22 protein-coding genes and 1 tRNA gene are annotated in these 23,374 nt (G+C 70.2%); 13 read left to right on the top strand and 10 right to left on the bottom strand.

Features of this window, described 5'->3' with window-relative positions:
- The first annotated feature begins 3 nt into the window (after nt 1-3).
- Complete coding sequence (mmsA, locus tag ACFYMC_RS05950) at nt 4-1,503, top strand: CoA-acylating methylmalonate-semialdehyde dehydrogenase (RefSeq protein ID WP_388519438.1); 1,500 nt, start codon at nt 4-6, stop codon at nt 1,501-1,503.
- A gap of 776 nt (nt 1,504-2,279) precedes the next feature.
- Here the strand turns inward: mmsA and ACFYMC_RS05945 are convergent.
- The 4 genes from ACFYMC_RS05945 to ACFYMC_RS05930 all read right to left on the bottom strand — a co-directional run bounded on the left by ACFYMC_RS05945 (nt 2,280) and on the right by ACFYMC_RS05930 (nt 7,149).
- A complete protein-coding gene (locus ACFYMC_RS05945; protein ID WP_388519435.1) occupies nt 2,280-3,314 on the bottom strand; it encodes a WxL protein peptidoglycan domain-containing protein in 1,035 nt (344 codons plus the stop codon).
- 62 nt (nt 3,315-3,376) lie between these two features.
- Complete coding sequence (locus tag ACFYMC_RS05940; protein WP_388519432.1) at nt 3,377-4,666, bottom strand: WxL domain-containing protein; 1,290 nt, start codon at nt 4,664-4,666, stop codon at nt 3,377-3,379.
- Nucleotides 4,667-4,816: 150 nt separating this feature from the next.
- The gene (locus tag ACFYMC_RS05935; RefSeq protein WP_388519429.1) at nt 4,817-6,184 is read right to left on the bottom strand and encodes a S8 family peptidase; all 1,368 of its coding nucleotides are present in this window, start codon (nt 6,182-6,184) and stop codon (nt 4,817-4,819) included.
- Between the two features lie 179 nt (nt 6,185-6,363).
- The gene (locus ACFYMC_RS05930; protein WP_388519427.1) at nt 6,364-7,149 is read right to left on the bottom strand and encodes a 4'-phosphopantetheinyl transferase family protein; all 786 of its coding nucleotides are present in this window, start codon (nt 7,147-7,149) and stop codon (nt 6,364-6,366) included.
- A gap of 243 nt (nt 7,150-7,392) precedes the next feature.
- On the opposite strand from ACFYMC_RS05930, the gene ACFYMC_RS05925 reads away from it, so the two are divergent.
- Nucleotides 7,393-7,599, top strand: coding sequence for a hypothetical protein (locus ACFYMC_RS05925; protein WP_388519424.1), 207 nt, complete (start codon nt 7,393-7,395; stop codon nt 7,597-7,599).
- Between the two features lie 730 nt (nt 7,600-8,329).
- Here ACFYMC_RS05925 and ACFYMC_RS05920 read toward each other — a convergent pair.
- The 3 genes from ACFYMC_RS05920 to ACFYMC_RS05910 form a co-directional block, all read right to left on the bottom strand.
- The gene (locus ACFYMC_RS05920; RefSeq protein WP_388519421.1) at nt 8,330-8,548 is read right to left on the bottom strand and encodes a hypothetical protein; all 219 of its coding nucleotides are present in this window, start codon (nt 8,546-8,548) and stop codon (nt 8,330-8,332) included.
- Nucleotides 8,545-8,775, bottom strand: coding sequence for a hypothetical protein (locus ACFYMC_RS05915; RefSeq protein WP_388519418.1), 231 nt, complete (start codon nt 8,773-8,775; stop codon nt 8,545-8,547). The genes ACFYMC_RS05920 and ACFYMC_RS05915 overlap by 4 nt, the downstream gene beginning before the upstream one ends.
- A gap of 105 nt (nt 8,776-8,880) precedes the next feature.
- Nucleotides 8,881-10,065, bottom strand: a complete 1,185-nt coding sequence (locus ACFYMC_RS05910) for a helix-turn-helix domain-containing protein (RefSeq protein ID WP_388519416.1) — start codon at nt 10,063-10,065, stop codon at nt 8,881-8,883.
- 394 nt (nt 10,066-10,459) lie between these two features.
- Between ACFYMC_RS05910 and ACFYMC_RS05905 the strand changes: the two genes are divergently transcribed.
- Nucleotides 10,460-10,855 carry a hypothetical protein gene (locus ACFYMC_RS05905; RefSeq protein ID WP_388519414.1) on the top strand — a complete coding sequence of 132 codons (396 nt, stop codon included), beginning with the start codon at nt 10,460-10,462 and terminating at the stop codon, nt 10,853-10,855.
- 142 nt (nt 10,856-10,997) lie between these two features.
- Here ACFYMC_RS05905 and ACFYMC_RS05900 read toward each other — a convergent pair whose 3' ends face one another.
- Nucleotides 10,998-11,387 carry a hypothetical protein gene (locus ACFYMC_RS05900; RefSeq protein WP_388519412.1) on the bottom strand — a complete coding sequence of 130 codons (390 nt, stop codon included), beginning with the start codon at nt 11,385-11,387 and terminating at the stop codon, nt 10,998-11,000.
- Here ACFYMC_RS05900 and ACFYMC_RS05895 point away from each other — a divergent pair.
- Nucleotides 11,359-11,493 carry a hypothetical protein gene (locus tag ACFYMC_RS05895; RefSeq protein ID WP_388519409.1) on the top strand — a complete coding sequence of 45 codons (135 nt, stop codon included), beginning with the start codon at nt 11,359-11,361 and terminating at the stop codon, nt 11,491-11,493. The genes ACFYMC_RS05900 and ACFYMC_RS05895 overlap by 29 nt on opposite strands.
- A 150-nt stretch (nt 11,494-11,643) precedes the next feature.
- Here ACFYMC_RS05895 and ACFYMC_RS05890 read toward each other — a convergent pair.
- Nucleotides 11,644-11,716 (bottom strand) — tRNA-Arg (locus ACFYMC_RS05890).
- Nucleotides 11,717-12,142: 426 nt separating this feature from the next.
- Between ACFYMC_RS05890 and ACFYMC_RS05885 the strand changes: the two genes are divergently transcribed.
- From ACFYMC_RS05885 to ACFYMC_RS05850, 8 genes are all read left to right on the top strand, one after another.
- Nucleotides 12,143-13,786: an ATP-binding protein gene (locus ACFYMC_RS05885; RefSeq protein WP_388519798.1), complete on the top strand. Its 1,644-nt coding sequence runs from the start codon at nt 12,143-12,145 to the stop codon at nt 13,784-13,786.
- Between the two features lie 4 nt (nt 13,787-13,790).
- Nucleotides 13,791-15,851 (top strand): GTPase, encoded by a 2,061-nt coding sequence (locus tag ACFYMC_RS05880; RefSeq protein WP_388519407.1) that lies wholly within the window; start codon nt 13,791-13,793, stop codon nt 15,849-15,851.
- 74 nt (nt 15,852-15,925) lie between these two features.
- Nucleotides 15,926-16,369, top strand: coding sequence for a single-stranded DNA-binding protein (locus ACFYMC_RS05875; protein WP_388519404.1), 444 nt, complete (start codon nt 15,926-15,928; stop codon nt 16,367-16,369).
- Between the two features lie 69 nt (nt 16,370-16,438).
- Nucleotides 16,439-17,632: an LAETG motif-containing sortase-dependent surface protein gene (locus tag ACFYMC_RS05870; protein WP_388519401.1), complete on the top strand. Its 1,194-nt coding sequence runs from the start codon at nt 16,439-16,441 to the stop codon at nt 17,630-17,632.
- Between the two features lie 162 nt (nt 17,633-17,794).
- Nucleotides 17,795-18,646: a pentapeptide repeat-containing protein gene (locus ACFYMC_RS05865; RefSeq protein WP_388519795.1), complete on the top strand. Its 852-nt coding sequence runs from the start codon at nt 17,795-17,797 to the stop codon at nt 18,644-18,646.
- A gap of 267 nt (nt 18,647-18,913) precedes the next feature.
- Entirely contained in the window at nt 18,914-20,578 is a 1,665-nt protein-coding gene (ettA, locus tag ACFYMC_RS05860) for an energy-dependent translational throttle protein EttA (protein WP_388519398.1), read from the top strand.
- Nucleotides 20,579-20,584: 6 nt separating this feature from the next.
- Nucleotides 20,585-21,061, top strand: coding sequence for an acyl-CoA thioesterase (locus ACFYMC_RS05855; RefSeq protein ID WP_388519396.1), 477 nt, complete (start codon nt 20,585-20,587; stop codon nt 21,059-21,061).
- Complete coding sequence (locus ACFYMC_RS05850) at nt 21,058-21,768, top strand: hypothetical protein (RefSeq protein WP_388519393.1); 711 nt, start codon at nt 21,058-21,060, stop codon at nt 21,766-21,768. The genes ACFYMC_RS05855 and ACFYMC_RS05850 overlap by 4 nt, the downstream gene beginning before the upstream one ends.
- A gap of 36 nt (nt 21,769-21,804) precedes the next feature.
- Here the strand turns inward: ACFYMC_RS05850 and ACFYMC_RS05845 are convergent, their stop codons facing one another.
- Nucleotides 21,805-22,209: a globin gene (locus ACFYMC_RS05845; protein ID WP_388519391.1), complete on the bottom strand. Its 405-nt coding sequence runs from the start codon at nt 22,207-22,209 to the stop codon at nt 21,805-21,807.
- Between the two features lie 170 nt (nt 22,210-22,379).
- On the opposite strand from ACFYMC_RS05845, the gene ACFYMC_RS05840 reads away from it, so the two are divergent.
- Entirely contained in the window at nt 22,380-23,354 is a 975-nt protein-coding gene (locus ACFYMC_RS05840) for a methyltransferase domain-containing protein (protein WP_388519388.1), read from the top strand.
- The last annotated feature ends 20 nt before the right edge of the window (nt 23,355-23,374 follow it).

The raw sequence follows: 23,374 nt of genomic DNA, 5'->3' as shown, positions 1-23,374 counted from the left end.
GCAATGAAGACCGTCAACCACTGGATCGGTGGCAAGACCGTCGAAGGCGCGTCGGGCAACTACGGCCCGGTCACCGACCCTGCGACCGGCGCGGTCACCACCCAGGTCGCGCTCGCCTCGGCCGAGGAGGTCGACGCGGCGGTGGGCACCGCCCGTGAGGCCTACCGCAGCTGGGGGCAGTCCTCCCTGGCCGCCCGCACCAAGGTCCTCTTCGCCTACCGCGCCCTGCTGGACGCCAACCGCGACGCCATCGCCGAGCTGATCACGGCCGAACACGGCAAGGTGCACTCGGACGCGCTCGGCGAGGTGGCCCGCGGACTGGAGATCGTCGAGCTCGCCTGCGGGATCACCACCCAGCTCAAGGGGGAGCTCTCCACTTCGGTGTCCAACCGGGTGGACGTCTCCGCGATCCGCCAGCCGCTCGGAGTGGTCGCCGGCATCACGCCCTTCAACTTTCCGGCGATGGTGCCGATGTGGATGTTCCCGCTGGCCATCGCCTGTGGCAACACCTTCGTCCTCAAGCCCAGCGAGAAGGACCCCTCGGCCGCCAACAAGCTCGCCGAGCTGGCCTCCGAGGCGGGCTTGCCCGATGGCGTGCTGAACGTGGTCCACGGTGACAAGGCCGCGGTCGACGCGCTGCTCGCCCACCCGGACGTCGCCGCCGTCTCCTTCGTGGGCTCCACGCCCATCGCCCGCTACATCCACACCACGGCCTCCGCCAACGGCAAGCGGGTCCAGGCCCTGGGTGGTGCGAAGAACCACATGCTGGTGTTGCCCGACGCCGACCTCGATGCGGCTGCCGACGCCGCCGTGTCCGCCGCCTACGGTTCCGCCGGCGAGCGTTGCATGGCGATCTCCGCGGTGGTGGCCGTCGGTGCCGTCGGTGACACGCTGGTCGAGAAGATCCGCGAGCGCGCCGAGAAGATCAAGATCGGGCCCGGCAACGACCCGACCTCCGAGATGGGCCCACTGATCACGGCAGCCCACCGCGACAAGGTCGCCTCCTATGTGCACGGCGCCGCGGCCCAGGGCTGCGAGGTCGTACTCGACGGCACGGGCTACACGGTCGACGGCTTCGAGGACGGCCACTGGATCGGCCTGTCGCTGCTGGACAAGGTGCCCACCGACTCCGACGCCTACCGCGACGAGATCTTCGGCCCGGTGCTGTGCGTGCTGCGTGCCGAGACCTACGAGGAGGGCGTGGCCCTCATCAACGCCTCGCCGTTCGGCAACGGGACCGCCATCTTCACCCGGGACGGTGGCGCCGCCCGTCGCTTCCAGCTGGAGATCGAGGCCGGCATGGTCGGCGTCAACGTTCCGATTCCGGTCCCGGTCGGCTATCACTCCTTCGGGGGGTGGAAGGACTCGCTCTTCGGCGACCACCACATCTACGGCAACGACGGGATCCACTTCTACACCCGTGGCAAGGTGGTCACCACCCGCTGGCCTGACCCCTCCGAGACCCCCACGGGCGTCGACCTCGGTTTCCCGACGTCTCGATAATGCTTGACGCCTGAGACACCCCAAACACAGGACCCCCGGCCAACCCTCACCGGCCGGGGGTTCCTGCTGTCTCCGCCCGGCAGCTTCCGACCAGACAGGGCCATCCGACGCGCAAGTTCGTGCAAGTTCGGTGCCCGAGAGTGCCCGCGACACAAGCCTGCACACAGAGATCGTCAGCCCCGAACGAGGAAGACACCATGGCCCTGCACAAGCTTGGCAAGGACCCTGGGAGCAAGGACGGCGGCTCGCCCCCGATCTACCTGGACGACGCCACTGACACGTACCTGGACGGTCCCGTCGTTTGAGGAGCTTCTCGCTTTGACCGAGCACAGCGCGATCCATCTGGAGATGTGGGACGGCTACATGCAGTACGACCCCAGCTTCATCGCCTGGCAGCAGGGCCCAAGAGGCCCGCGTCCCCCCGTATGCCCGGGCGAGCCGTTTCCGCATCTACGAGCCCGGGGTGATCCCGGGCCCGCTGACGGGCCGACCACGCCCGCTGCTCCTCCAACTGGGCCTGGATGCTGTTGCTGTGATCCTTGTCGTCACTGATGCGCGCGGCGAGTGGTACGCGAGCCATATCGACACTCTCTGTCGGCCCCGCAGGCTCCGCATCCGGTGATGTGGTGTTCCGGTGACCTCGGTTTCCCCCGCAACCACTGACCAGCGCGAGACCGCTGACCGGCCGCCAGTGCGGCCCTTGGACCCCTGCCGTCGAACGGCGGGGGTCCTGCCGCTCTTCCCGGGACGAAACCGTCTTGAGGCATGCCGAGCCGTCACCCCGTCCCGGCCAGCTCCCCTTCCACAGCGGCGGGTTCCACCGTGCCGGCACGACGCCGTTGCAGGACCCACAGTCCGCATCCGACTCCGAGCAGCACCATCAGCACGCCGACTGCCGGCCACGGAACGGCGAGGAAGCGGGCCCGCGCGCTCTCCCCGGCTTCCGGGTGGTCTGCGGCGCTGACCGTGACGTGCAGGGTCACCCGGTCCAGTTGCGGTGCATCCGACCAGAGTTCGGTCAGGCTGACGCGCTGGCCGGGAAGCAGGGCCAGTGGTAGGTCCCGGGCTTCACGGCGCAGCACCTCATGACCGAAGACCCCCGTGGCGCGAAAGGAGACCCGTGGACTGACCACCGCGTTCCCGCGGTTGACCAGCGTGTACGACACGGTGGCACGGGCGTCCTGGGTCCACGGCAGTAGCGGTGCGCCCCGTCTGATGCGTACCTGTTCCACTCCTACGGCTGCGGTCACCGGTCCCGGGACGCGCACGTAGACCCGGGCGCCCACCGAGCGTTTCACTCCGACCTTGACCTTCCCCTGCTGCTCGATCCCCTCGACCTCGGTGTTCAGGGCGACGATCCCGCCCACGTGATCGCCCGGGCTCGCGTCCTCGGGCACCTTGAGGGTGAAGGGGACGTCCTTGTGCGAACGGGGCGGGACGGTGACGGTGTCGCGGGTGACCTCCTTCGGCAGGGAGAGCCAGCGCCCCACGTCCTTTGCCTCGCTCTCCACAGGGAGCAGGGCAAAGGCGCCACCCACGGGGGTGTTGACCGCGTCCGTCGCATATACCTGGAAGGTCAGCGGCCGGTTCGAGGAGTTGGCCAGGGTCACCCGGTCCTCGATCGTCGTTCCCGGCTCCCCCTGGTGGAAGAAGTAGGCACGACTGGTCGGCGAGGAAGTGTCCTTCGGGGGGGTGGGGTAGACGCTCCAGGTCCCGTTGTCCGCCGCTCGGGCGGACCAGCAGCCGGGCCCTGCCAGGAGCAGGACGGCCCAGGTGAGCAGGAGGGTGAGCAGAGGGCGACGAGCACGCATGCACAGGCTCCCGGAAAAGGAAGGGGCCGGGTGGCGCGGGCGGACCCGCACCACCCGGGGGTTCAGGCGATCGAGAAGGTCACGATCGACTGGTAGGTGTCGGCGAACATGAACGGCGGAAGTTGGATCATGGCGCCGCCGCCCACGGCGAACTCGCCACCGGTGAGCTGGTCCCCACCCGCGGCCTGGGAGGCCACCTTCATCGGGGTGTCCGTGATGGCGCCCGGTGCGCCGGCCGTGCACGCACTGGGACTGTCCGGGTTGGTGACGTTGCAGGTGGGTTGGATGCCCAGCTGTGCCCCGTCCATCGAGTGCCCGCTCGCCTGGTTCAGGAACGGTGTGCGGGTCACGGTCAGGTCCCAGCCGAGGCTGCCGCCACGGAAGTCCTGCACGGTGGCCGCGTGGAAGCTGCCGGTCACGGACTGGGCCTTGCCGTTGATGGTGACGGCGCCGAAGTCGAGGGTCGGCAGGCCGGCTGTCGGGCCCAGGGCCAGTGGCCCCGGCAGCACCTCGATGTCCACGGGGTGGGCGACGCCCTCGGCGGGCTGGATCCAGGTGAAGCGTTTGCCGTCGGTGGAGCCGATCCGGACGTTGTCCGCCTTCTTGGTCAGGGTGATCTCACAGCTGGCCGCGCCTGCGGCGTTCGCCGTGCCGGTTCCGGTGTCCCCGGTGTCGGTGCCGGACAGAGAGGCGGCGCAGGTGACCGCGCCGGGTGGGAAGTTGGCGCCTTCAGCGGCCACCACGGTGTCCGGGCCGCCTGAGCTCGGCGTGAGCCGCGTGGTGACGGGCACCGCGGGCAGGTCCTCGACCGCGATCGAACCGACCGGCGCACTCGGCCGCGGCTCGGGAGTGCAGGTGGTGGTGAAGGTGGAACCGAAGACCACCGCGTCCGTCACGGACAGGTCGATGGTGACGTTGACCGTCGTTCCCTCGGTGCCGTCCGGGACCGTGATCTTCCCGGTGAACGCGGCCGGGTCGAGAGGCACGCCCGGGGTGACGTCAACGGTCTCGGGCGGGCTGGTGACCGTCTGGGTGGTACCGCCCACCTTCAGAGTCATCTTGGTGGTGTTGGTGGAGGTGACCGCGAACTGCGGTAGCAGCGGGCTGGCTCCGGGGTCGATCGTGATGTCCACGAGGTCGCCGGCCTTTGCCCCGTCGGGCAGTGTGACCGTGAAGTTCTGGTCACCCGAGCCGTCCGGCTGGGGTGCCGGCGCGTCGCAGTTCACGAAGACGGCGGTGGTCTTGGTGGCCGCCTGCGCGGATCCGGCAAGTCCCGCCACGCCACCCGTCAGCGCCAGGGTGAGGGCTCCGGCCCCGGCGAGGATTCTTCGTCGGTACGTTCTCGTGCTCACTGGGTCGCGACTCCTTCGTCATGACGAGACCCTCCCCCCACCCGGTGTGCGGGGGAGGCCGAGCCGGTGCGGTGGCCGACATTGACGCGTCGCGGTGATGAGAAGTCAATGACTTGAAGTCGCCTGAAACAAACAGAAATTGATGTGCCATCAGTTTTTAGTAGTGGGTGTACGGGCGGGAAGAGGCGCCCCGAACGGCTCCGCGGGTGAAAGGCGGGAGTAGAGCAGACGGTTGGGGGAGGTCGGGGCACCGAAGCCCAGGTGCAGGTCGATGCGGCCGGTGGTGGCGTTCACGAGGAGGGCGTTCGTGGCCTGCGCAGGGGTGGTCCGTGGATCGGCCGACAGGTGCAGCGCGAGCGTTCCGGCCACTTGAGGGGCGGCCATCGAGGTGCCGGACATCACGGCGGTCGCACCGTCCGCCGCCGACCAGGCGGAGGCGATCGAGCTACCGGGAGCGAACAGGTCCACGCAGGAACCCGTGTTGGAGAAGCCGGAGCGGACGTCCACCTGGTTCGGCAGCAACCACCCGACATAGGTGGCGCCGACCGTGAGGGCGCCGGGGGCCGAAGCCGGAGAGGAACCGCAGGCGTTCTTGGCCGAGTTCCCGGCGGCCACGGAAGTCGGGATGCCGTAGCGGACGGTCGCCGCCACCGCGGCGTTGAGGGAACGGCTGTAGGGGCCTCCCATGCTGATGTTGGCGACGGCCGGCCGCACGGCGTTCGCGCTCACCCAGTTCACGGCGGCGATGACGGTGGAGACGGTGGCGGACCCCTCGCAGTCGGCTGCCTTCACCGCCACCAGCGAGGCCTTCTTGGCCACCCCGTAGGTTGCCCCGGCGACCAGCCCGGCCACATGGGTACCGTGCCCACTGCAGTCCTGTGCGGCGCCTCCCGGATAGGTCCATCCCCAGGCGGCCCGACCGGAGAACTCGCGGTGCGTGGTGCGGATTCCAGTGTCGATGACGTACACCGTCACGCCGGCCCCCGCGCCCCGTCCCGCGGTGTCCTCGCCTTCGTACTCGTACGTCCCCGACAGCGGCAGATCTCGCTGATCGATGCGGTCGAGGTGCCTGGGGGCGCCGTGCTGGACCGTTTCATCCGCCCCTTCGGGCAGTAGGACCGGTGTTGGTGCGCCGACCGGGCGGGTGGCTGGCTCCGCGGCGATGCGCAGCACTGCGTCCTGCTCGACGAAGGCCACCCTCGGGTCCGCGGCCAGCGCCGTGGCCTCGGCCCGCGAGGTGCGCACCGAGAAGCCCTTGAGCGCCGCGTCGTAGCGATACCCCACCTCCCCGTGGACCGAGGCCGCCACTTCCCGGGAAACCGCGCGGGTGGCCCCCTCGTGCAGGACCACGATCCAACTGTCTTGGACCGCTTCCCGGTCCGGAGCCAGGCGCAGTTCGCCGGCCGGGCGAGGGGTGGGCGCGGCAAGAGCCTTCGGTGTGGAGGACAAGGGGAGGGCGGCGCACAGGAGGGCGGCCGGAAGCAGCGCCCGAAGACGCCGGAAGGGGGAGATCCTCATGCCGCCGATGCTCCGTCAGGGCGGCGCGGTGCAGGGCCCGCGCCACGGGCGACGTCCCTCGACTGGCCGTACCGGCCAATCAAGTGGCGCGGCGCTCGGCCCGTGGCCCGTCCCGGCCGCGCCAGGGGTTGGTCGTGCGTGTCGAGCGGCGGCAGGCTCCCCGCCGCACGGTGGGTGGTTCAAGCGGCGCGCACCGCGAACGCCGCCGCGTAGCCGGCCCCCACCGGCACGTCGGACAGATACCAGCCCGGCAGGTCCGCAGCCGGGTAAGGCCCGCTTCCCACATAGGGCTCGGCTGCTCCCTCGGCGAGGCCCACGCCGGTGCCCTTCAGGTAGGCCTCCTTGCGGGTCCACACTCGGGTGAAGGCCCGCTGGCGCTCCCCGGCGGGCAGGGCCCGCAGTTCGGCGGCTTCGGCGGGGTGCAGACTGCCCAACACCTCGTGGAGGGCCACGGGCTCGGGCAGCGCTTCCACGTCGGCCCCCACCGGCCGTGTCGCGAACACCAGCAAGGCCAGATCGCCGCTGTGCGAGAGGGAGAAGTGGAGCTGTGGCGCCGGCGCCCCGCCGCGGAGCTGACCGGGCGCCAGCGCCGGTCGCCCGTGCGGGCCGCCGCACCCCGGACACGGTTCCCTCATCAACCGCACCTGGCCGGGATCAGTGCCCAGATAGCCGGCCAGAAGCGCGCGCAGGCCGAGGTGAGCGGCGAGGTAGCGGTGTCGGTCCTCGGCGCGGAAGAAGCGCCTGGCCTTGGCGCGCTCCCCCTCGTCCAAGGGGCCCGTGCCGGGTCCCGCGCCGAGCAGCCTGCCGTCCACACGCCAACCGGCCACCGCACCCAGGCTGGTGTCCAGCAGCCATGTTCGGACCTCGCCGTCGACGGGCGGCTCCCACGCCGCCGCCGGGGGAGGGGTGCCGGTCAGCACCGCCGGCGCGTCGGTCAAGGACTTCGTACCACCGTCGTCGATCACCCATCCAGAGTAAGAGGATCGGGGCGCCGTCTGCCCACGCGCACATCCGCGTCCCTCCAGGCGCACAAGGTGCCGGGCGGCGGAACGGCATTTCGGCGGTGCGCGGGCGGCAGGTTCGGTCGGGGTCCTGGCGGTGACGGCCCGGGCGTCCCCCGGTCGCCCGGGGGAAGACCCTGCTGGCTCGATCACTAGGGCCGGATCGAGTCACTGACCTACCATGATCAAGATTGCGAAGGGGGACCCATGAGGTTGGCGTGGTTGGCTTGGTTGGCCCATCACTGGAACGAACTGGGATACAGCCAGGGCCTGATGCGAGGAACGATCGCCACGATCGCGGTCCTGATCACCGCGGGCCTCGTCGCCATGACGCTCCAGCGCTTCCGTGTCCTCGCACTGGCCGCCGCGGGGTCGGTCGCCGTCGCCGGGATCGGCTGGCTGGCTCTGCACTGAGAGTTCCCGTCAGGGAAAGGCACTTGGTCTATTCTGCTGGCTACTTTGGCAAGGAACATACCCTGGCCGTGGCGCTGCCCCGAGTCCTCGTGTAGGACTCGGGGCAGCAGGGGGACGCGACTCCACCATCTGGATGGAGAGGCCGACCTCGCGCGAAGCGGACCAATCGCGTCCCCCGGCTCTAGCCCCCAGACCGGCCGCTGCGAGGGCTGAGACGATGTGGGCAACGGCGAGCACGGTGGAGTAAGGCCCGTGCCTCACACAGCTGGGCATCACGCGTGTTCAGGCCGCTCGACTAGTCGCGCACCACCGAGCAGGCCACTACAGAGCAGTGCGGGAGTGCCCATGAGATGCCGGCTCCGTATCGTGCGGGTGTGGCCGCCTGAGGGTGGCTGGCGTCAGGAGTCTCGCTGATTTTGACCACTGACGGAAGCCCAGATTCCGGCCTTGTGTGACCCGACAGCTACTGACCGACTAGTCAGGCTGTGAGTGTCTACAGCCGGCCAACTCGGGGCTGCTCAGATGGTGGGTAACCTGCACGACATGCGCATGGCCAGACCATACGGACGCTCCGGGCCTACCGGATGGGTCATTCCCGCCCCCAGAACGTGGGTCAATCCGCGGGCGTAGCCTGCCGCGCGCTAGGTGACGCTGAGGAGGATGGCCGCGAGTATCCCTGTGGTGATCAGGATCGACAGGACCTGTGTCGCCCACCTGCTGCCCCGATCGCTCACTCCGCCGCCCCGACCGGCTCGATGTTGCCCTCGGCGGTCGTCCACTCCAGCGCGTTCGCGCCCTGGACGTAGGCGACGCGTACCGGCCTGCCGCCGTGCTCTTCGTGGACCACGGCCCGCAGGATGCCCTCCTGTCCGGAGGCGATGTCCCGCACACGCTGCCGGAGGAGACGATGTTCCCCGTGGCTGAACGAGCCGAGGCTGCCGGTGGTCACTGCGTCGCCTCGTCCGGATCGGTGATGCAATGGCCGTGGCGGTCCTGTGGGTGTCGCCACGCGTCGGGGCGGGCACCGCTCGCCGAGTCGGGCGCGAGCCGTTCGGCAGATCCTCGGATGGGGTGATCGCAGAGGGTGCAGAACTGTGGCAGGCCGTAGCCGGCGTGGGCCCGCTCGACTACAGCCGGGCTGAGGTCCCAGGGGGTGCGCTCAGAACCATTCGACATCATCACTCCTGCCGCCGTTGGTGGGCCATGAGAACAGGGTGGCGGCACAGGAAGGCCCTGACTATCCGCGATTTCGGATAGTCAGGGCCATAGCCTCACGGCCCGTCAGACACCCAGCCAGGAGCCATACGACAGGAAACTGTCAGGCAGCTGACGGCGAGCTGCCTCCAGCCCCGCATACGTCTCGCGGACGGTCTGGTGATAGCGGGCCTGCTGCGGAGCAGCCTTACGCGCGGCCAACAGATTCCTGAAAGAGCCGTGCAGATCGCCCGTCCACATCTGCGCCCTGGCTACCTCCGCTAGATGATGAGAGCGCCTGGACGCGGGCCACCCTTGAGGGATGCGGACCTGCTGACCCTTCTCTGCCGCTTGGCCGTACTGGTCGAGCTCGGCCAGCACCGAAACTCGATGAACGATCACGTTCGTCGGACCGAACGCCAGATAATGCACGCCAGCCGCTTCGCCGGTGACGGTCGCGATGCGTTCAGCCTCAGCGAGGTGGCCCTCAGCGAGGTGACCGTTTTGGGAACGCGCGGCCATGACCGCAGCTCCGAGGTGGAGCTGGCCGGTGACAACGTCACGTTCCCGCCCAGCCTCGGCCTGTTCCACGATCGCCAGCCCGAGGTTGGTCAGGCGTTGCCCGGTGCGGTATTGGCCCTCACGGAGGTAGGCCAGGGCCCTGAAATAGCGGTACATGCCGGCCCAGGCGGCGGAGGAGGCGCGTTCGGATGCCCACTCCAGGCGTGCGAGGGCGATCGCGGCGAGGTCGCCGTAGCCGAGTTTCGTGGCGACGTCGTAGGCGGACCGGTAGCAGCTGGCTAGGAGGCACCACAGGCCGCTGGTGGGTGTGGTGTGGGCGGCGGTGGTGACCTCGGTGATGAGGGCGGGGAGTTGCTGGGCGGTTTGTTTGATCTCCCCTGCCCGCACAGCGACGAGCAGGGCGTCAGCGTCCGCGGTCAGGAGGGGCTGCGGGCGGGGGGTGATGTCGGGGTCGGCTCCGAGGTCGTAGACGTCCAGGGCCTCCCGGATGGGCCTTATTAGCACGTCTAGTTGGTCGGCTCTTAGCTCGGTGATGTAGGGCTGGCCGGTGATGGTGGCGATGTCTACGCGGAGGGCTCGGGCAAGGCATCCGATGACGTAGGGGCTGGCGGTTGTGACGCCCTGCTCTACCTTGGTGAGGGTGCCGTAGGGCACCTGGGACAGTTCAGAGAGCGCGCGTTGGGTGAGGTGGCGTTCGAGGCGCAGGCGGCGGATGCGTGCGCCGGTGTGGTCGTGCGGTAGAGCGTGCATACTGGCTCCGTTCTGACTCGACACCAGAACCGTACCCGGGTGCGCGAGATTGCCCCCTCCCCAGCGGGGAGGGGGCGTTGTCGTTTGTGGGGGGCTGGTGGTGGGGCGCCCCTGGGCGGGTGCCCCGGCTGGCCTCGCCAGGGGCGGGCCCGCTGGATGCCAGAGAGTAGCGACCACCCGGGACACCAAAACAGGGTGGCCGCCCAACCCCCGAGGGTAGGCTCCGGCACGACCACACACGCCGGAGGCCACCATGGAGCCCACCAACGCGGGACCGAAGCTCCCCCCGACCTACCCGCCACGAACACCACCCCCACCCAAACGGCCCGTCGAACCACCCCGCCCCGACACGCACGCCCGGGCGGGAACCCCCGCCGTCCGCCGCCCTGTGCGCATGACCGTCCGAAACCGGCGAGCCGCCAACTGGACTCTGCCGGCCAACCAATGGGCCGCACAGAAAGCCACCCGCCACGTCGAGACCAGCGTCCGCGCCTGGGGCTACGACCGCCCCCACGCCGACGTCCTCACCACCGCAGTCACCCTCCTCACCAACACGGTGTGCCACGACGGTGGGAAACGCGTCAGCATTCACCTCGCGGACCAGGACGGCAAACTGCTGGTCCTCGCGCTCAGCCACCACCCCGCCCCCGCACCGGATGGTGAGGAGATCCTCACCCAACTCGCTGCGCTCGCAGGGACGGTCAGCTGCGGGTCCGACGCGGCCATTGACGGACGTCGCCTCTGGGTGCTCCTCGACACCGTCAAACCCCGCCACCGCGCAGCCCGATAGCAGCGATGCGCCTGCCTCAGCGCCGCGCTCGGGTAGCGCCCGGCGCGTCGACCGCATGGCCGTCCGCAGGTGGCTGGGAAAGCGCTGGCCCCGGACGCGACAAAGACGCCCCCACCGCCTAAGCGATGAGGGCGTCAAGGGGTCAGGTTGGTTCGGGGCCGAGGTTGTAGAGGCGCATGCGCCAGGGGTAGGTGGTGTGGGCGTATACCGTGCCGGTGCCTGTGCCCTGCTGGGCGAGGACAACTGTGGCGTGTCCAGCGGCGATGTGCCCAGCGGCGATGGTGAAGAGCCACGCTGACGCGGATTTACTGAACGAGGGTGATGGGTACAGCTCCGGCGCGCCCTCGGCCAGGGGGCTGGCGGTGCCTGATGCTGCGTAGAGTGCGATGCCGCCGCCGGCGTCGAGGAGTGCGATGTCGAGGTAGCGGGTGCCGGAGTACAGCATCAGGAGTTCAGCGCGGACTCGGTCGCCCTCGGCTGCGGCGATCGAGCACTGTAGCGGGGTGCCGACGCTGGTTTCTGCGATCGTCATCACCGCGGGCCTCGTCGCCATGACGCTCCAGCGCTTCCGTGTCCTCGCACTGGCCGCCGCGGGGTCGGTCGCCGTCGCCGGGATCGGCTGGCTGGCTCTGCACTGAGAGTTCCCGTCGCCGACAGGCCGCGCGCGGCAGGCGCCGGACTCCTGCGGGCGTCCGCGGCTTACGGCGGCGCTACGCCCACCACGCTAGCCTTCCTCTGATCTGCGGAGAAGCCCTCTCGGGGGAGGGTCCGAGGTGGCGGCGTGAGAGTGCCCCCGGCAGGACTCGAACCTGCGGCCAAGTGCTTAGAAGGCACCTGCTCTATCCACTGAGCTACGGGGGCCGGTATGTGGCCATGGCGGCGGCCTGGGCCCCGGTGGAGTGGGGCTCCGGTTCGCGCCGGGTCAAGGATAGAGGTCCGGCCACCTTGTCCCGGTTGCTTCACTCGCGTGCCACGTTGTGGAGGTTCGGTGAAGCGGTCCCGATAATCGCAGGCAGGTGCGATTCTCGCACCGCTTTTGGCGCGCGCCGCCCCGGGTGTTGTGCAGTCGTTATGCCTGCGCCCCATCAGCCCTTTCTGTCCTGAATTGTCAGTCGGTATTCGGCCAGGGGTGGTTGTGGGTGTTTGTGTTCGCGGGGTGCGTGGATGGCGCCATTCGGGTCCCGGTCGCGGTTCATGTGATCATCCGGCCGTCATCAGGTCGGCGCGCAGAACGCTTATATCCTTCAAAATGTGTTCAGAATTGGGCATTCTTCGCATGTGGTGACCTTGGATGTACGGCCTCAGATGCTCGACGCCCTCTCCGCTCTGCGTGATCGGGTCGCTTCCGTGCGCCTCCCCCTTCCCCTTCCGGGGGCGCCACGTGCCCGTCAGACCAGAGCCGAACTGCTGGCGCAGCTCGACGACTACCTGATGCCCAGGCTCAAAGCCCCCGAGGCGCCGATCCTCGCGGTCGTCGGCGGCTCCACCGGCGCGGGGAAGTCGACGCTCGTCAACTCGCTCGTGGGCCGCCGTGTCAGTGAAGCCGGAGTGCTGCGGCCCACGACCCGTACCCCGGTGTTGGTGTGTCACCCCGACGACCATCACTGGTTCGCCGGGATGCGGATCCTGCCCGACCTGATGCGGGTGTGGTTGCCGCACCGGGAGGAGGACGTGGAGGACGGCCCCGCGCTGCTGCCCGCCGCCGGCACTCGGCCCGGAGCCGGCCCGCACGGCGGTGCCCGCCCCGACGGCGGTGGGCGGGACCTGCGGATCGAGACCTCCGCCGGCCTGCCCCACGGGCTCGCCCTGCTCGACGCGCCGGACATCGACTCCTTGGTCGTCGAGAGCCGCCTGCTCGCCGCTGAACTGATGTGCGCGGCCGACGTCTGGATCATGGTCACCACGGCTGCCCGCTACGCCGACGCCGTCCCCTGGCATCTGTTGCGCACGGCCAAGGAGTACAAGGTCAGCCTGGTGACGGTACTGGACCGGGTCCCCCATCAGGTCATCGGCGAGGTCTCCCACCAGTACGCCGCCCTCCTCACCCGTGCGGGCCTTGGAGAGGTACCGCGTTTCACGGTTCCCGAGCTCCCGGAGTCGGCCGGTGGTGGGGGACTGCTGCCGGCCACCGCCGTGGCCCCGTTGTACGCGTGGTTGGCGCACCACGCGCAGGACCCCGCCGCCCGTCAGCAGGCGGTCGGCCGAACCGCGATCGGCGTGTTGGACTCCCTGCGGGCCCGCATGCCGGAGCTGGCTTCCGCGGTCGCGGCCCAACACGCCGCTTCGGTGAGGCTTTCGGTCGCTGTCGACGAGGCGTACCGGCACGAGGGCCGCAGGGTCCGGTCGCGGCTTCAGGACGGTGCGGTACTCGCGGGCGACGCCCTCACCACCTGGCGGGGCTTCCCCCTCGACAGCACCGCCGAGGAGCTCCTGGACGCACTGGCGGCCAGTCTGGGCGCGCTCTTGCAGTGCGCCGTGGCGGCGGCCGACGAGCGCATCGGCGAGGCCTGGCGCGACGAACCCGCCTCGCAGGCGGTCCGACCCAGGGAGCCGGACCGTGAATCGGGCGAACGGATTGCCGTGTCGGTGCGGCGCTGGTGTCGGGAGCTGGAGGAACTCGCCGAGGAGGAACTGCGCGCGCTGGAGCTCCCGAACGCACCGGACGCCGAGGTGGTTGCGGCGCTCCTCGCGGCTGCCCTGCTCGGTGGCCGGCGCGCCCGGTCCGCCGGTGAACGACTTGCTCAACGCGCCGGCGCACAGAGCGCTCTGCGGCTGCGAGACCGCGGTGGCGAGCTTCTCAGTACCCACCTCGACCGGGTGTTGCGGGCGGAACGGGACCGCAGGGTCGCTCCCCTGGACGCCCTCGAAGTGACCCCGGAGCCGCAGTCCGAGCTGATCGCCGCACTGTCCGTCCTTCAGAAGGAGAGGTGATCCGATGACCGAGGTCTCCGACCACACCGACGACCGCTGGGACGACGGGCTGATCGCGCGCCGCTCCGCCGACCAGGAGAGCTCGCGGGCCCGGCGGGCCGGTCGCCCCTTCGACGGTCGCGGCGCGGCGGATCGCCATCGCGCGTTGAATGATAGGGACCTTGACGTGTACACCGACCGAACCGCGGGCGCGCACCGCGCCTCCTCCCCGGATCGTATGGGCGATATGGACCGTTTGGGCCAGCTGGCGGACCTCGGGGCGGGGGGCCGACGTGGTGCAGTCGGCAGGTCGGACGGAAGCGACCTGACCGATGCGCTGGCACGAGCGGTGGCCGGAGGCGCCCGGGGCTCGACGAGCGACCACGGCGGGTCGTCGGGCGGCGGGACCGGCCTCGACGGCCTCGACGAGTTCGGTGGCTTCGCCCCGCGATGTGCGGAGTCAGGGCCCAATGCCGACGCACGAGCCCTGCGGCACCGCCTCGACGCGCTCCGTCAACTGGTCGGCCTCTCCCGCACCCGGCTGGACGGAAAGACCCTCGCGGAGGCCGGGCGCGTCCTCGACGAGGCGGCGGCCCGTCGCGGACTCTCGCCGCAGCACACGGTCGTGGCCATCGCCGGGGCCACCGGAAGCGGCAAGTCCACCCTGTTCAACTCCCTCGCCGGGGTGAACATCTCCGAGACCGGCCTGCGTCGCCCCACCACGGCCGCTCCGGTGGCGTGCAGTTGGACCGACGGGGCTGCCGGCCTGCTTGACCGGCTGGCCATCCCGGGGCGGCTGCGCCGCAGGCCCATGCAGGGGCCGACCGGGCACAACGACGACACGCTGCGCGGGTTGGTCCTCATCGACCTGCCCGACCACGACTCGGCCGTCGTCGCGCACCGCGAACACGTCGACCGCGTCCTAGCGCTGGTCGACGCGGTGATCTGGGTCGTCGATCCCGAGAAGTACGCGGATGCCGTCATCCACGAACGCTATCTGCGCCCCCTGGCCGGGCATGCGGAGGTCACCTTCGTCGTGTTGAACCAGATCGACCGGCTTCCACCGGACGCCGCCGACCTCGTCCTCGACGACCTGCGTCGGCTCCTCGACGAGGACGGTATGGCGTTGGGTGAACACGGCGAGCCGGGCGCGACCGTCCTCGCCCTCTCCGCCCTCACCGGGGAGGGCGTGGGGGAACTGCGCGAGCTGCTCGGGCAGTTCACCCAGGAGCGGGGCGCTGCCACCCGACGGTTGTCGGCCGACGTGGACCAGGCGGCCGTGCGGTTGCGCCCGCTGTACGTCGCCGACGGACGACCCGAGATCGGCGAGACCACCCGTGCCGAGTTCGAGGACAGGCTCGCCGAGGCGGTCGGTGCCCGGGCCCTGGGCCAGTCCGCGGAGCGGGCCTGGCGCCGCCACGCGGGCAAGGCCTGTGGTACGCCCTGGCTGCGGCTGTGGCGGTGGTACGGGGCACGACGCGCACCTCAGCGTCTGACTCGGCTGGGGGATCCGCCGCCGACCGCGGAGGAAGCGGAGGTGACCGCTCGTCAACGTGTGGAACAGGCGGTCCGTACCGTCGCGGACGAAGCCGCCGCCGGGCTACCGACACCGTGGGCGCAGGCCGTTCGGGAGACCGCGGTACGCGGAGCCGAGCAGTTGCCCGAGGCCCTCGACGAACTGGCGGCCACGGCGGGTGCCGACCATCGGCCGCCGCTGAAGCCGCCGCGGCCCGCCTGGTGGCCGGCCGCCGTCCTCGCGCAGGTCTCCATGACGCTGCTCCAGGTGTACGGCGGCCTGTGGCTGGTCGGGCAGATCGTGGGGGTCCTGGCGCCCGACCTGCTTCCGCCGGTGCTGCTGATGGCTGCCGGGATCGTGGGCGGCCCGTTGGTCGAGTGGGCCTGCTCCCTCGCGGCGCGTGGACCGGCTCGCAGATACGGGCAGGAAGCCGAGCGGTGCCTGCGGGAGGCTGCGGCTGGCTGTGGGCGGGCCAGGGTGCTGGAACCGGTGGCAGCAGAGCTGTTGAGGTACCAGGAGGTACGTGAGCAATACGTTCGGGTGGCCGGATCGTCCACAGCCCGTCAGTAATCCACAGGCGCCAGCAGAGTTCGGTTGCTGGAGTCACTCTCTTCGAGGGGATCCGAGACGCGGATCCCCGGCCGATGAATATCGGCCACCAAGGGGGAGAGGGGATGGTCCTGGTGGTGCAGAGCCTGTTGACGCTGGTGGGTCACGTGGCGACGAGAGTGGACTTCAAGGAGGCCGTCACGGGGCCGGTCGCAAGGTTCCGTTTCGCGGTGGCCGAGCGGCGCTGGGATCGACGCCGAAACAGTTGGCTCACCGGTCCCACCAGCTTCTACACCGTCTGGGCCCATCGCGGTCTGGCGGCCAATGTGGCCGGTTCCGTGTCGATCGGGGAGCCGCTGATCGTGCTCGGTCGGTTGCGCATCCGCGACGAAGTCCAGAGCGAGGGCAAGCGATGGATCTCAGCCGATATCGATGCGCTTGCGGTGGGGCATGACCTGACGCGGGGCACCTCGGCCTTTCGCCGGGCACTGAAGGGCCCGGCCGCACTGACAGAGCCTCAGGGGGTATTGACCAGCTGACCGTTCGAGAGTGGGCGGGGGCTAGGATGCGCGGGTACTCACGGACATACCTCGCGTCGAGGGGAAACTGTGTTCTCTGCGCCTGTTGCGCGTTCCGCTTGTCAATCCCTGCGCCTCTCCGCCACCCGCGCGGGTGCGGTGCTCTCGGTGGTCGGGCTCGCAGCCCTGGGGCCGGCCGGTGGCGCCGCCGCAGACGCCGCACGAAGCGCTGAGGGCGCGAGCGCGACGGCCGAAGGCATGAAGGTGTTCGGACAGGCCGTCCTGCACGGCACCGACGGCGACCTTCGAATACCGGCGGGCTTGTACGACATGCACGTCGAAGGCGGCGGATCGCTCCAGACCTACGGCATCCGGGTACGGCAGCCTGCTCAACAGGAGGTGCGGTACGCCGAGACCCCCTGGGCGCGCGCAAGCGGCTCAACGAGCTCGACGAGAAAGGCCCTGGGGCGGGCCGCATGGGTGCTGCGGCACTCCTACCCGCAGGTGAACGACCTGCGTGAGCTGGCTCGCGCAGCGGGCAGCGGACCGTTGAGCGAGGAGGCAGCCGCTGCCGGCACCCAGGTTGCCATCTGGCGGCTGGTGGACGGGGCGGACGTCGAGGCGGTCGACAAGGCAGCGGAAAAACTGGCGGACCACCTCCAAGCCCGGGCGAAGTACCTTCCCGAGCCCCCTCCCTCACTGACCCTGACCGGCCTGCCGGCCCCGGCCCGGGCGGGGGCGAGCACCGGTCCGCTCCTCCTGCACACGGGTGCCCAGGAGGTCACCCTCTCGCTCGACCCGGAAGCGGTCGAGAGCGGAGTCAAGATCGTGGGCAAGGGCGGCGGCGAGCTGACCCAGGCGGGCGGCGGCGCACAGCTGTACGTCCATGTCCCCGAGGGGACACCGGCCGGTACGGCGAGGCTCACCGCGCAAGCTGCCGCACAGGTGCCGGTCGGGCGACTGTTCACCAGCGAGGGAGAAGAGGCCACGAGCGGGGCCCTGCCCCAGATCCTGGCGGGCTCCTCCGTGGCCACCGTGACCGCCACGCTCACCGTCACCTGGGTCGGTGAGGATGCCGTGGGTGAGCTCGCGCAGAACACGGGCGGGCTGCATCCGATGACCGTGGCCTCGCCCTCCCCCGCCCCGGACAACCTTGCCGATACCGGTAGCTCCAGTGCCACTCCGGTCATCGCGTTCGTCGCTGTCGGCCTGGTCGTCCTCGGCGGCGCGGTGGTCTTCCTGCTCCGTCCCCGGCCGAACCCGGAGGACGAGGCGGTCGGCTGATCGGTTCGGGCTACGGGCAGGGGGCGACAATGGCTCCTCATGCGAGCACGCCGAAGGGAGGGCGCTCGCCGAGTCCAGGGGAGCCAGCCGGTGTCCGATCGTGCCCAGTCAGCCATAGCCCGTCCTTCTTCGAGGCCCTCGGCCGAGGCGGTGGCCCACCGGATGCCGGAGCTCTCCCCGGTGCCAGCGGCCCAGACGGACGGCGGAGCCGGCCAGGACCTCATGGCGGACTGCGGCAGTTGTTTCGGGCTGTGCTGCGTAGCCCTGCCCTTCGCCGCCTCGGCTGACTTCGCCGTCGACAAGCCGGCCGGCAGGCCCTGCGGCAACCTGCGCAGTGACTTCCGGTGCGGGATCCACAGTCGGCTGCGGGAGGACGGGTACCGCGGCTGCACCGCGTTCGACTGCTTCGGCGCGGGGCAGAAGGTGTCGCAGATCACCTTCGGTGGTGAGGACTGGCGTACCGCCCCGGGCAGCGCCGCCGACATGTTCAGGGCGTTCCCCGTCATGCACCAGCTGCACGAACTGCTGTGGTATCTCGCCGATGCCCTCCGGCACGCCCCGGCCCGGCCCCTGCACGGGAAGGTGCGGGACCTGCGAGAACGCATCGAGTCGATGACGCTCGGCAGTGCGCAGGAGCTCGCCGCGATCGACGTGGGGGCGCTGCGCGCCGAGGCCGGTGCGCTGTTCTCCCGAACCGCCGAACTGATCCGGGCCACCGCTCCGGGCCGACCGCGCAACCATCGTGGAGCCGATCTCATGGGCAGGAGCCTCGTGGCGGCGGACCTGCGCGGAGCCAACCTCCGAGGGGCTTACCTCATAGGTGCAGACCTGCGGAGGGCCGATCTGCGGGCGGCTGACCTCATAGGCGCCGACCTCCGCGCCGCAGACCTCCGGGGCGCCGACCTGACGGACAGCGTCTTCCTCACCCAGGCCCAGCTCAACGCGGCCCACGGCGACGCGGACACCCGGATACCCGCCGCACTCTCCCGACCCGCCCACTGGGGCCCTTCCTGAGGTCCGCAGCCACGTCCGCCGACCCCGGCCAGCGGCCCGCGCGAGCGCGCGTGACCGCGACCCCGGCGGCCCGTCTCCAACCCTTTGCCGGGCCACCGCGGCCGACGCCCCGGGGCGTCGCGTACCCCGAAGTCGGGCGGTACGCGGGGCCCGCTGCCCGTGGTACCCCGGATCAGGGGTGCTGACCATACGGGTTTCCCCCCGGGGAGCGACGTACGGCAGTATGGGATGTATCTGCCCACCCATCGATCTGCCGGACGGTTTCTCTTGGCTGAGTTCATCTACACCATGCGCAAGACGCGCAAGGCGCACGGCGACAAGGTGATCCTTGATCACGTCACCTTGAACTTCCTGCCCGGCGCGAAGATCGGTGTGGTCGGCCCGAACGGTGCCGGTAAGTCCACCGTTCTGAAGATCATGGCGGGTATCGAGCAGCCCTCCAACGGCGACGCCTTCCTCTCGCCCGGTTACAGCGTGGGCATCCTCATGCAGGAGCCCAAGCTCGACGAGTCCAAGACCGTCCTGGAGAACGTCCAGGACGGTGTGGCGGAGATCAAGGGCAAGTTCGACCGGTTCAACGCGATCGCCGAGGAGATGGCGGTCAACTACACCGACGAGCTCATGGAGGAGATGGGCAAGCTCCAGGAGGACCTGGACCATGCAGGCGCCTGGGACCTCGACGCCCAGCTGGAACAGGCCATGGACGCGCTGGGTTGCCCGCCCGCCGACTGGCCGGTCACCACCCTGTCCGGTGGCGAGAAGCGCCGAGTGGCCCTGTGTCGTCTGCTGCTCGAAGCCCCCGACCTGCTGCTCCTGGACGAGCCCACCAACCACCTCGACGCCGAGTCGGTGAACTGGCTGGAGCAGCACCTGGCGCAGTACAAGGGCACCGTCGTGGCGATCACCCACGACCGGTACTTCCTGGACAACGTGGCCGAGTGGATCTTGGAGCTGGACCGCGGCCGTGCCATCCCCTACGAGGGCAACTACTCCACGTACCTCCAGAAGAAGTCCGAGCGCCTGAAGGTCGAGGGCAAGAAGGACGAGAAGCGCCAGAAGCGCCTCAAGGAGGAGCTGGAGTGGGTCCGCTCCAACGCCAAGGGCCGTCAGGCCAAGTCCAAGGCCCGTCTCGCTCGCTACGAGGAGATGGCTGCCGAGGCCGACAAGATGCGTAAGTTGGACTTCGAGGAGATCCAGATCCCGCCGGGTCCGCGCCTGGGCTCGATCGTGGTCGAGGTCTCCAACCTCTCCAAGGCCTTCGGTGACAAGGTCCTGATCGACGACCTGTCCTTCACCCTGCCGCGCAACGGCATCGTCGGCGTCATCGGCCCGAACGGCGCCGGCAAGACCACGCTGTTCAAGATGATCCAGGGCCTGGAGACGCCGGACTCCGGTGAGATCAAGGTCGGCGACACCGTCAAGATCAGCTACGTGGACCAGTCGCGCGCCAACATCGACCCCAAGAAGACGCTGTGGGCCGTCGTCTCCGACGAGCTGGACTACATCAACGTGGGCCAGGTGGAGATGCCCTCCCGCGCGTACGTCAGCGCCTTCGGCTTCAAGGGCCCGGACCAGCAGAAGCCGGCCGGAGTCCTCTCCGGCGGTGAGCGCAACCGACTGAACCTCGCGCTCACCCTCAAGCAGGGCGGCAACTTGCTGCTGCTCGACGAGCCGACCAACGACCTGGACGTCGAGACGCTCTCCTCCCTGGAGAACGCGCTCCTCGACTTCCCCGGCGCCGCCGTGGTCGTCTCCCACGACCGCTGGTTCCTGGACCGAGTCGCCACGCACATCCTGGCGTACGAGGGCGAGTCGAAGTGGTTCTGGTTCGAGGGCAACTTCGAGTCCTATGAGAAGAACAAGATCGAGCGGCTCGGCCCGGACGCGACCCGTCCGCACCGCGCCACCTACAAGAAGCTCACCCGGGGCTGATCGAGCATGGCCCGTCATATCTACCGTTGCCCCCTGCGTTGGTCGGACATGGATGCCTTCGGGCACGTCAACAACGTGGTCTTCCTCCGCTACCTGGAGGAGGCCCGGATCGACTTCATGTTCCGGCTTGCGCCGGGGGAGGGCAGCGAGTCCTTCACCGGTGGATCCGTCGTGGCCCGTCACGAGATCGACTACAAGCTGCCCCTCGTCCACCGGCACGAGCCGGTGCTCATCGAGTCGTGGGTGACGCGGATAGGCGCCGCTTCCCTCACGATCGGCTACGAGGTCAAGGACGAGGCGACGGCGGAGGAGCCCGAGAAGGTGTACGTCAAGGCCTCCACCGTCGTCGTTCCCTACAACCTCGCGCAGGGCCGGCCGCGCCGCATCAGCGTCGAGGAACGGCACTTCCTGGAGAAGTACCTCGACGACGAGGGGCTGCCCGACGGCCCCCGTGCGGCTCCGAAGGGGGCCGGCGGCGCATGACCGTGACCGCGCCCGTGGTGCTCCTCGCTGATTCCGGGGAGGCGGCGGACCTCGCCGCCTTCCTGGGGCGGTTGGTGCACTACGACCGGGCCGCTGCGGTACGGCTGCAGGCCGGCGGGGGTGCGCTGGCCGTCTTCGGCCGTCCACCCTCCTTCGAGGTGCTGGCGATCCGTACTGCCCGGCTGGCCGAAGCGGCGATCTTGGACCGCACGGTGTCGGCGGGTGAACTGCTGGAGGCGGTCGAGGAGACGTCCGGCACCGTCCAGATCCCCGGGGCCGTCACCGGCCCGCCGTGGGCCGGGGTCCTGCCACCGCGCGGGGGCTGGCGCGAGCTGCCGGGATTGCCGGGTTCGGACGCCATGCGTGGCGCGGTCGGTGCGGCGGTCGCCGAGTTCCGGGCCCGGGACGAGGCGCTGCCGGCAGAGCGGCGCAACCGCGCGGAGCGCGATCGTATCGGCCGGGAGATCTGGTCCCGCACGCTGGGAGGGACCGAGCTGCCGCTGAGGGCCGTGCACGCCGCCCAGGCGCTGGGCTTTCTGCGTCCGGTGCGGGCCACCGTGCCCGCACCGGACGCCGCCGGGCCGCAACCGCAGGCCCCGGCGCTCCTGGCGGCAGGCGGCTGGCTGCGGCTGCGCACCCCGTACGGCTCGGTGGCCACGCGGCGACCGGGCGGCGCCTTGGGTGCGCTTCAGGTCCGTCCGCTCTGAGCCGGGGTCCCGGGGCGCCCCTCGGGGGTCACTTCCTCAGCCGGCGGTGTTCACCATGGAGGCGGCGGCGTAGGTGAGGTACTTCCACAGTTGCTGTTCCTGTTCAGTGGGGAGCCCCAGTTCGTCGACCGCGTCCCGCATGTGGCGGAGCCAGGCGTCGTGGGCGGCCTGGTCCACCGCGAACGGTGCGTGGCGCATCCGTAGGCGGGGGTGCCCGCGGTTGTCGCTGTAGGTGCGCGGCCCTCCCCAGTACTGGATGAGGAACAGCACCAGCCGTTCCTCGGCGGGACCGAGGTCCTCTTCGGGGTACATCGGCCGCAGCAGCGGGTCCTCAGCGACCCCCTGATAGAAGCGGTGGACGAGCCGGCGGAAGGTGCCTTCGCCCCCGACCTGTTCGAAGAAGGTCTGCTCCTGGACGGTGCCGTGCGGAATCTCATTCACCCGACCATCGTCTCAGACGCCCGGACGGAGGACCCCGGTCCTGGGGCTGTCCACCGGGTACCGCGGGACGGGACTGGGCCTCGTCGTCCCGAGCGAGCCCAGCGCTGCTGGCAGGGCCACGTCAGCTCCCGGGGTTCGCCTTCGCCTCGCTCCGGCAGCACAGTGGAAGCATGCCCTCGCTGAACGCGCAGGAAGCTGCGCACGCCGCCCAGGTGCAGGAGCTCGCCGCTGCCGGCGCGTTGCCCGATCCGATGTGGCGGGCCGCCTTCGAGGCGGTGCCGCGCCACGTTTTCGTGCCGTACTACTACGTACCGCGGGGGGCGGGCTACGAGCGGCTGTGGGGTGAGGACCCCGATCCGCAGCAGCGGGCCCGCTGGCTGCGCGGGGTCTACGAGGACGCGCCGCTCGCCACCCGGCTGCGGGACGGTGAGCTGCTGTCCTCCAGCAGCCAGCCCTCCTTGATGGCCACGATGCTGCACGCGCTGGAGGTACGGGACGGGGACGAGGTGCTGGAGATCGGTGCGGGCACCGGCTACAACGCGGCGCTGCTGTGCCACCGGGTCGGTGATCGGCGGGTGAGCACCGTGGACCTCGATCCGGAGATCACCGAGTCCGCGCGGGCCCATCTGGCGTTGCTCGGCTACCACCCGGTCGTGATCACCGGCGACGGGGCCCGTGGCTGTCCGGCGCGCGCTCCCTTTGACCGGATCATCGCCACGTGCACGTTGAAGCGGATACCCCACGCCTGGGTGGCGCAGTGCCGTCCCGGCGCCCGCATCCTGGCGCCGCTCTCCACCGGCCTGGTCGCCCTGGAGGTGCGGGGGGAGGGTTTCGCCGAGGGGCGGTTCCTGCACGCGTCGGCGTACTTCGTTCCGCTGCGCGGCGGGCTGCACGACACGCCGCTCAGTGTGCGTTGCGGAGGTGGCTTGCCGACCGAGGCGCTCGAAAACGAGCGTTTCCACTTCCTGTTGACGCTGACGGCCGGCGCGGGAGGGCTCGGGCCGCGGGAGGCGGTGGAGCTGTGGCGTCGCGAGCGGCGGCCGGCGCGGGAGCGGTTCGGGGTGACGGTGCGGGAGGGGCGCCAGTGGGCGTGGCTGGACGACCCCGAAGGGCCGTACGCCTGGTCGTTGGGGGAGGAGCCCTAGGGCGTCCTCCCCCGCCTTTC

It is taken from the genome of Streptomyces sp. NPDC006879 (assembly GCF_042869595.1).
In the GTDB taxonomy this organism is placed as follows: Bacteria; Actinomycetota; Actinomycetes; order Streptomycetales; family Streptomycetaceae; genus Streptomyces.
This window is presented reverse-complemented; position numbering and strand designations above follow the sequence as displayed.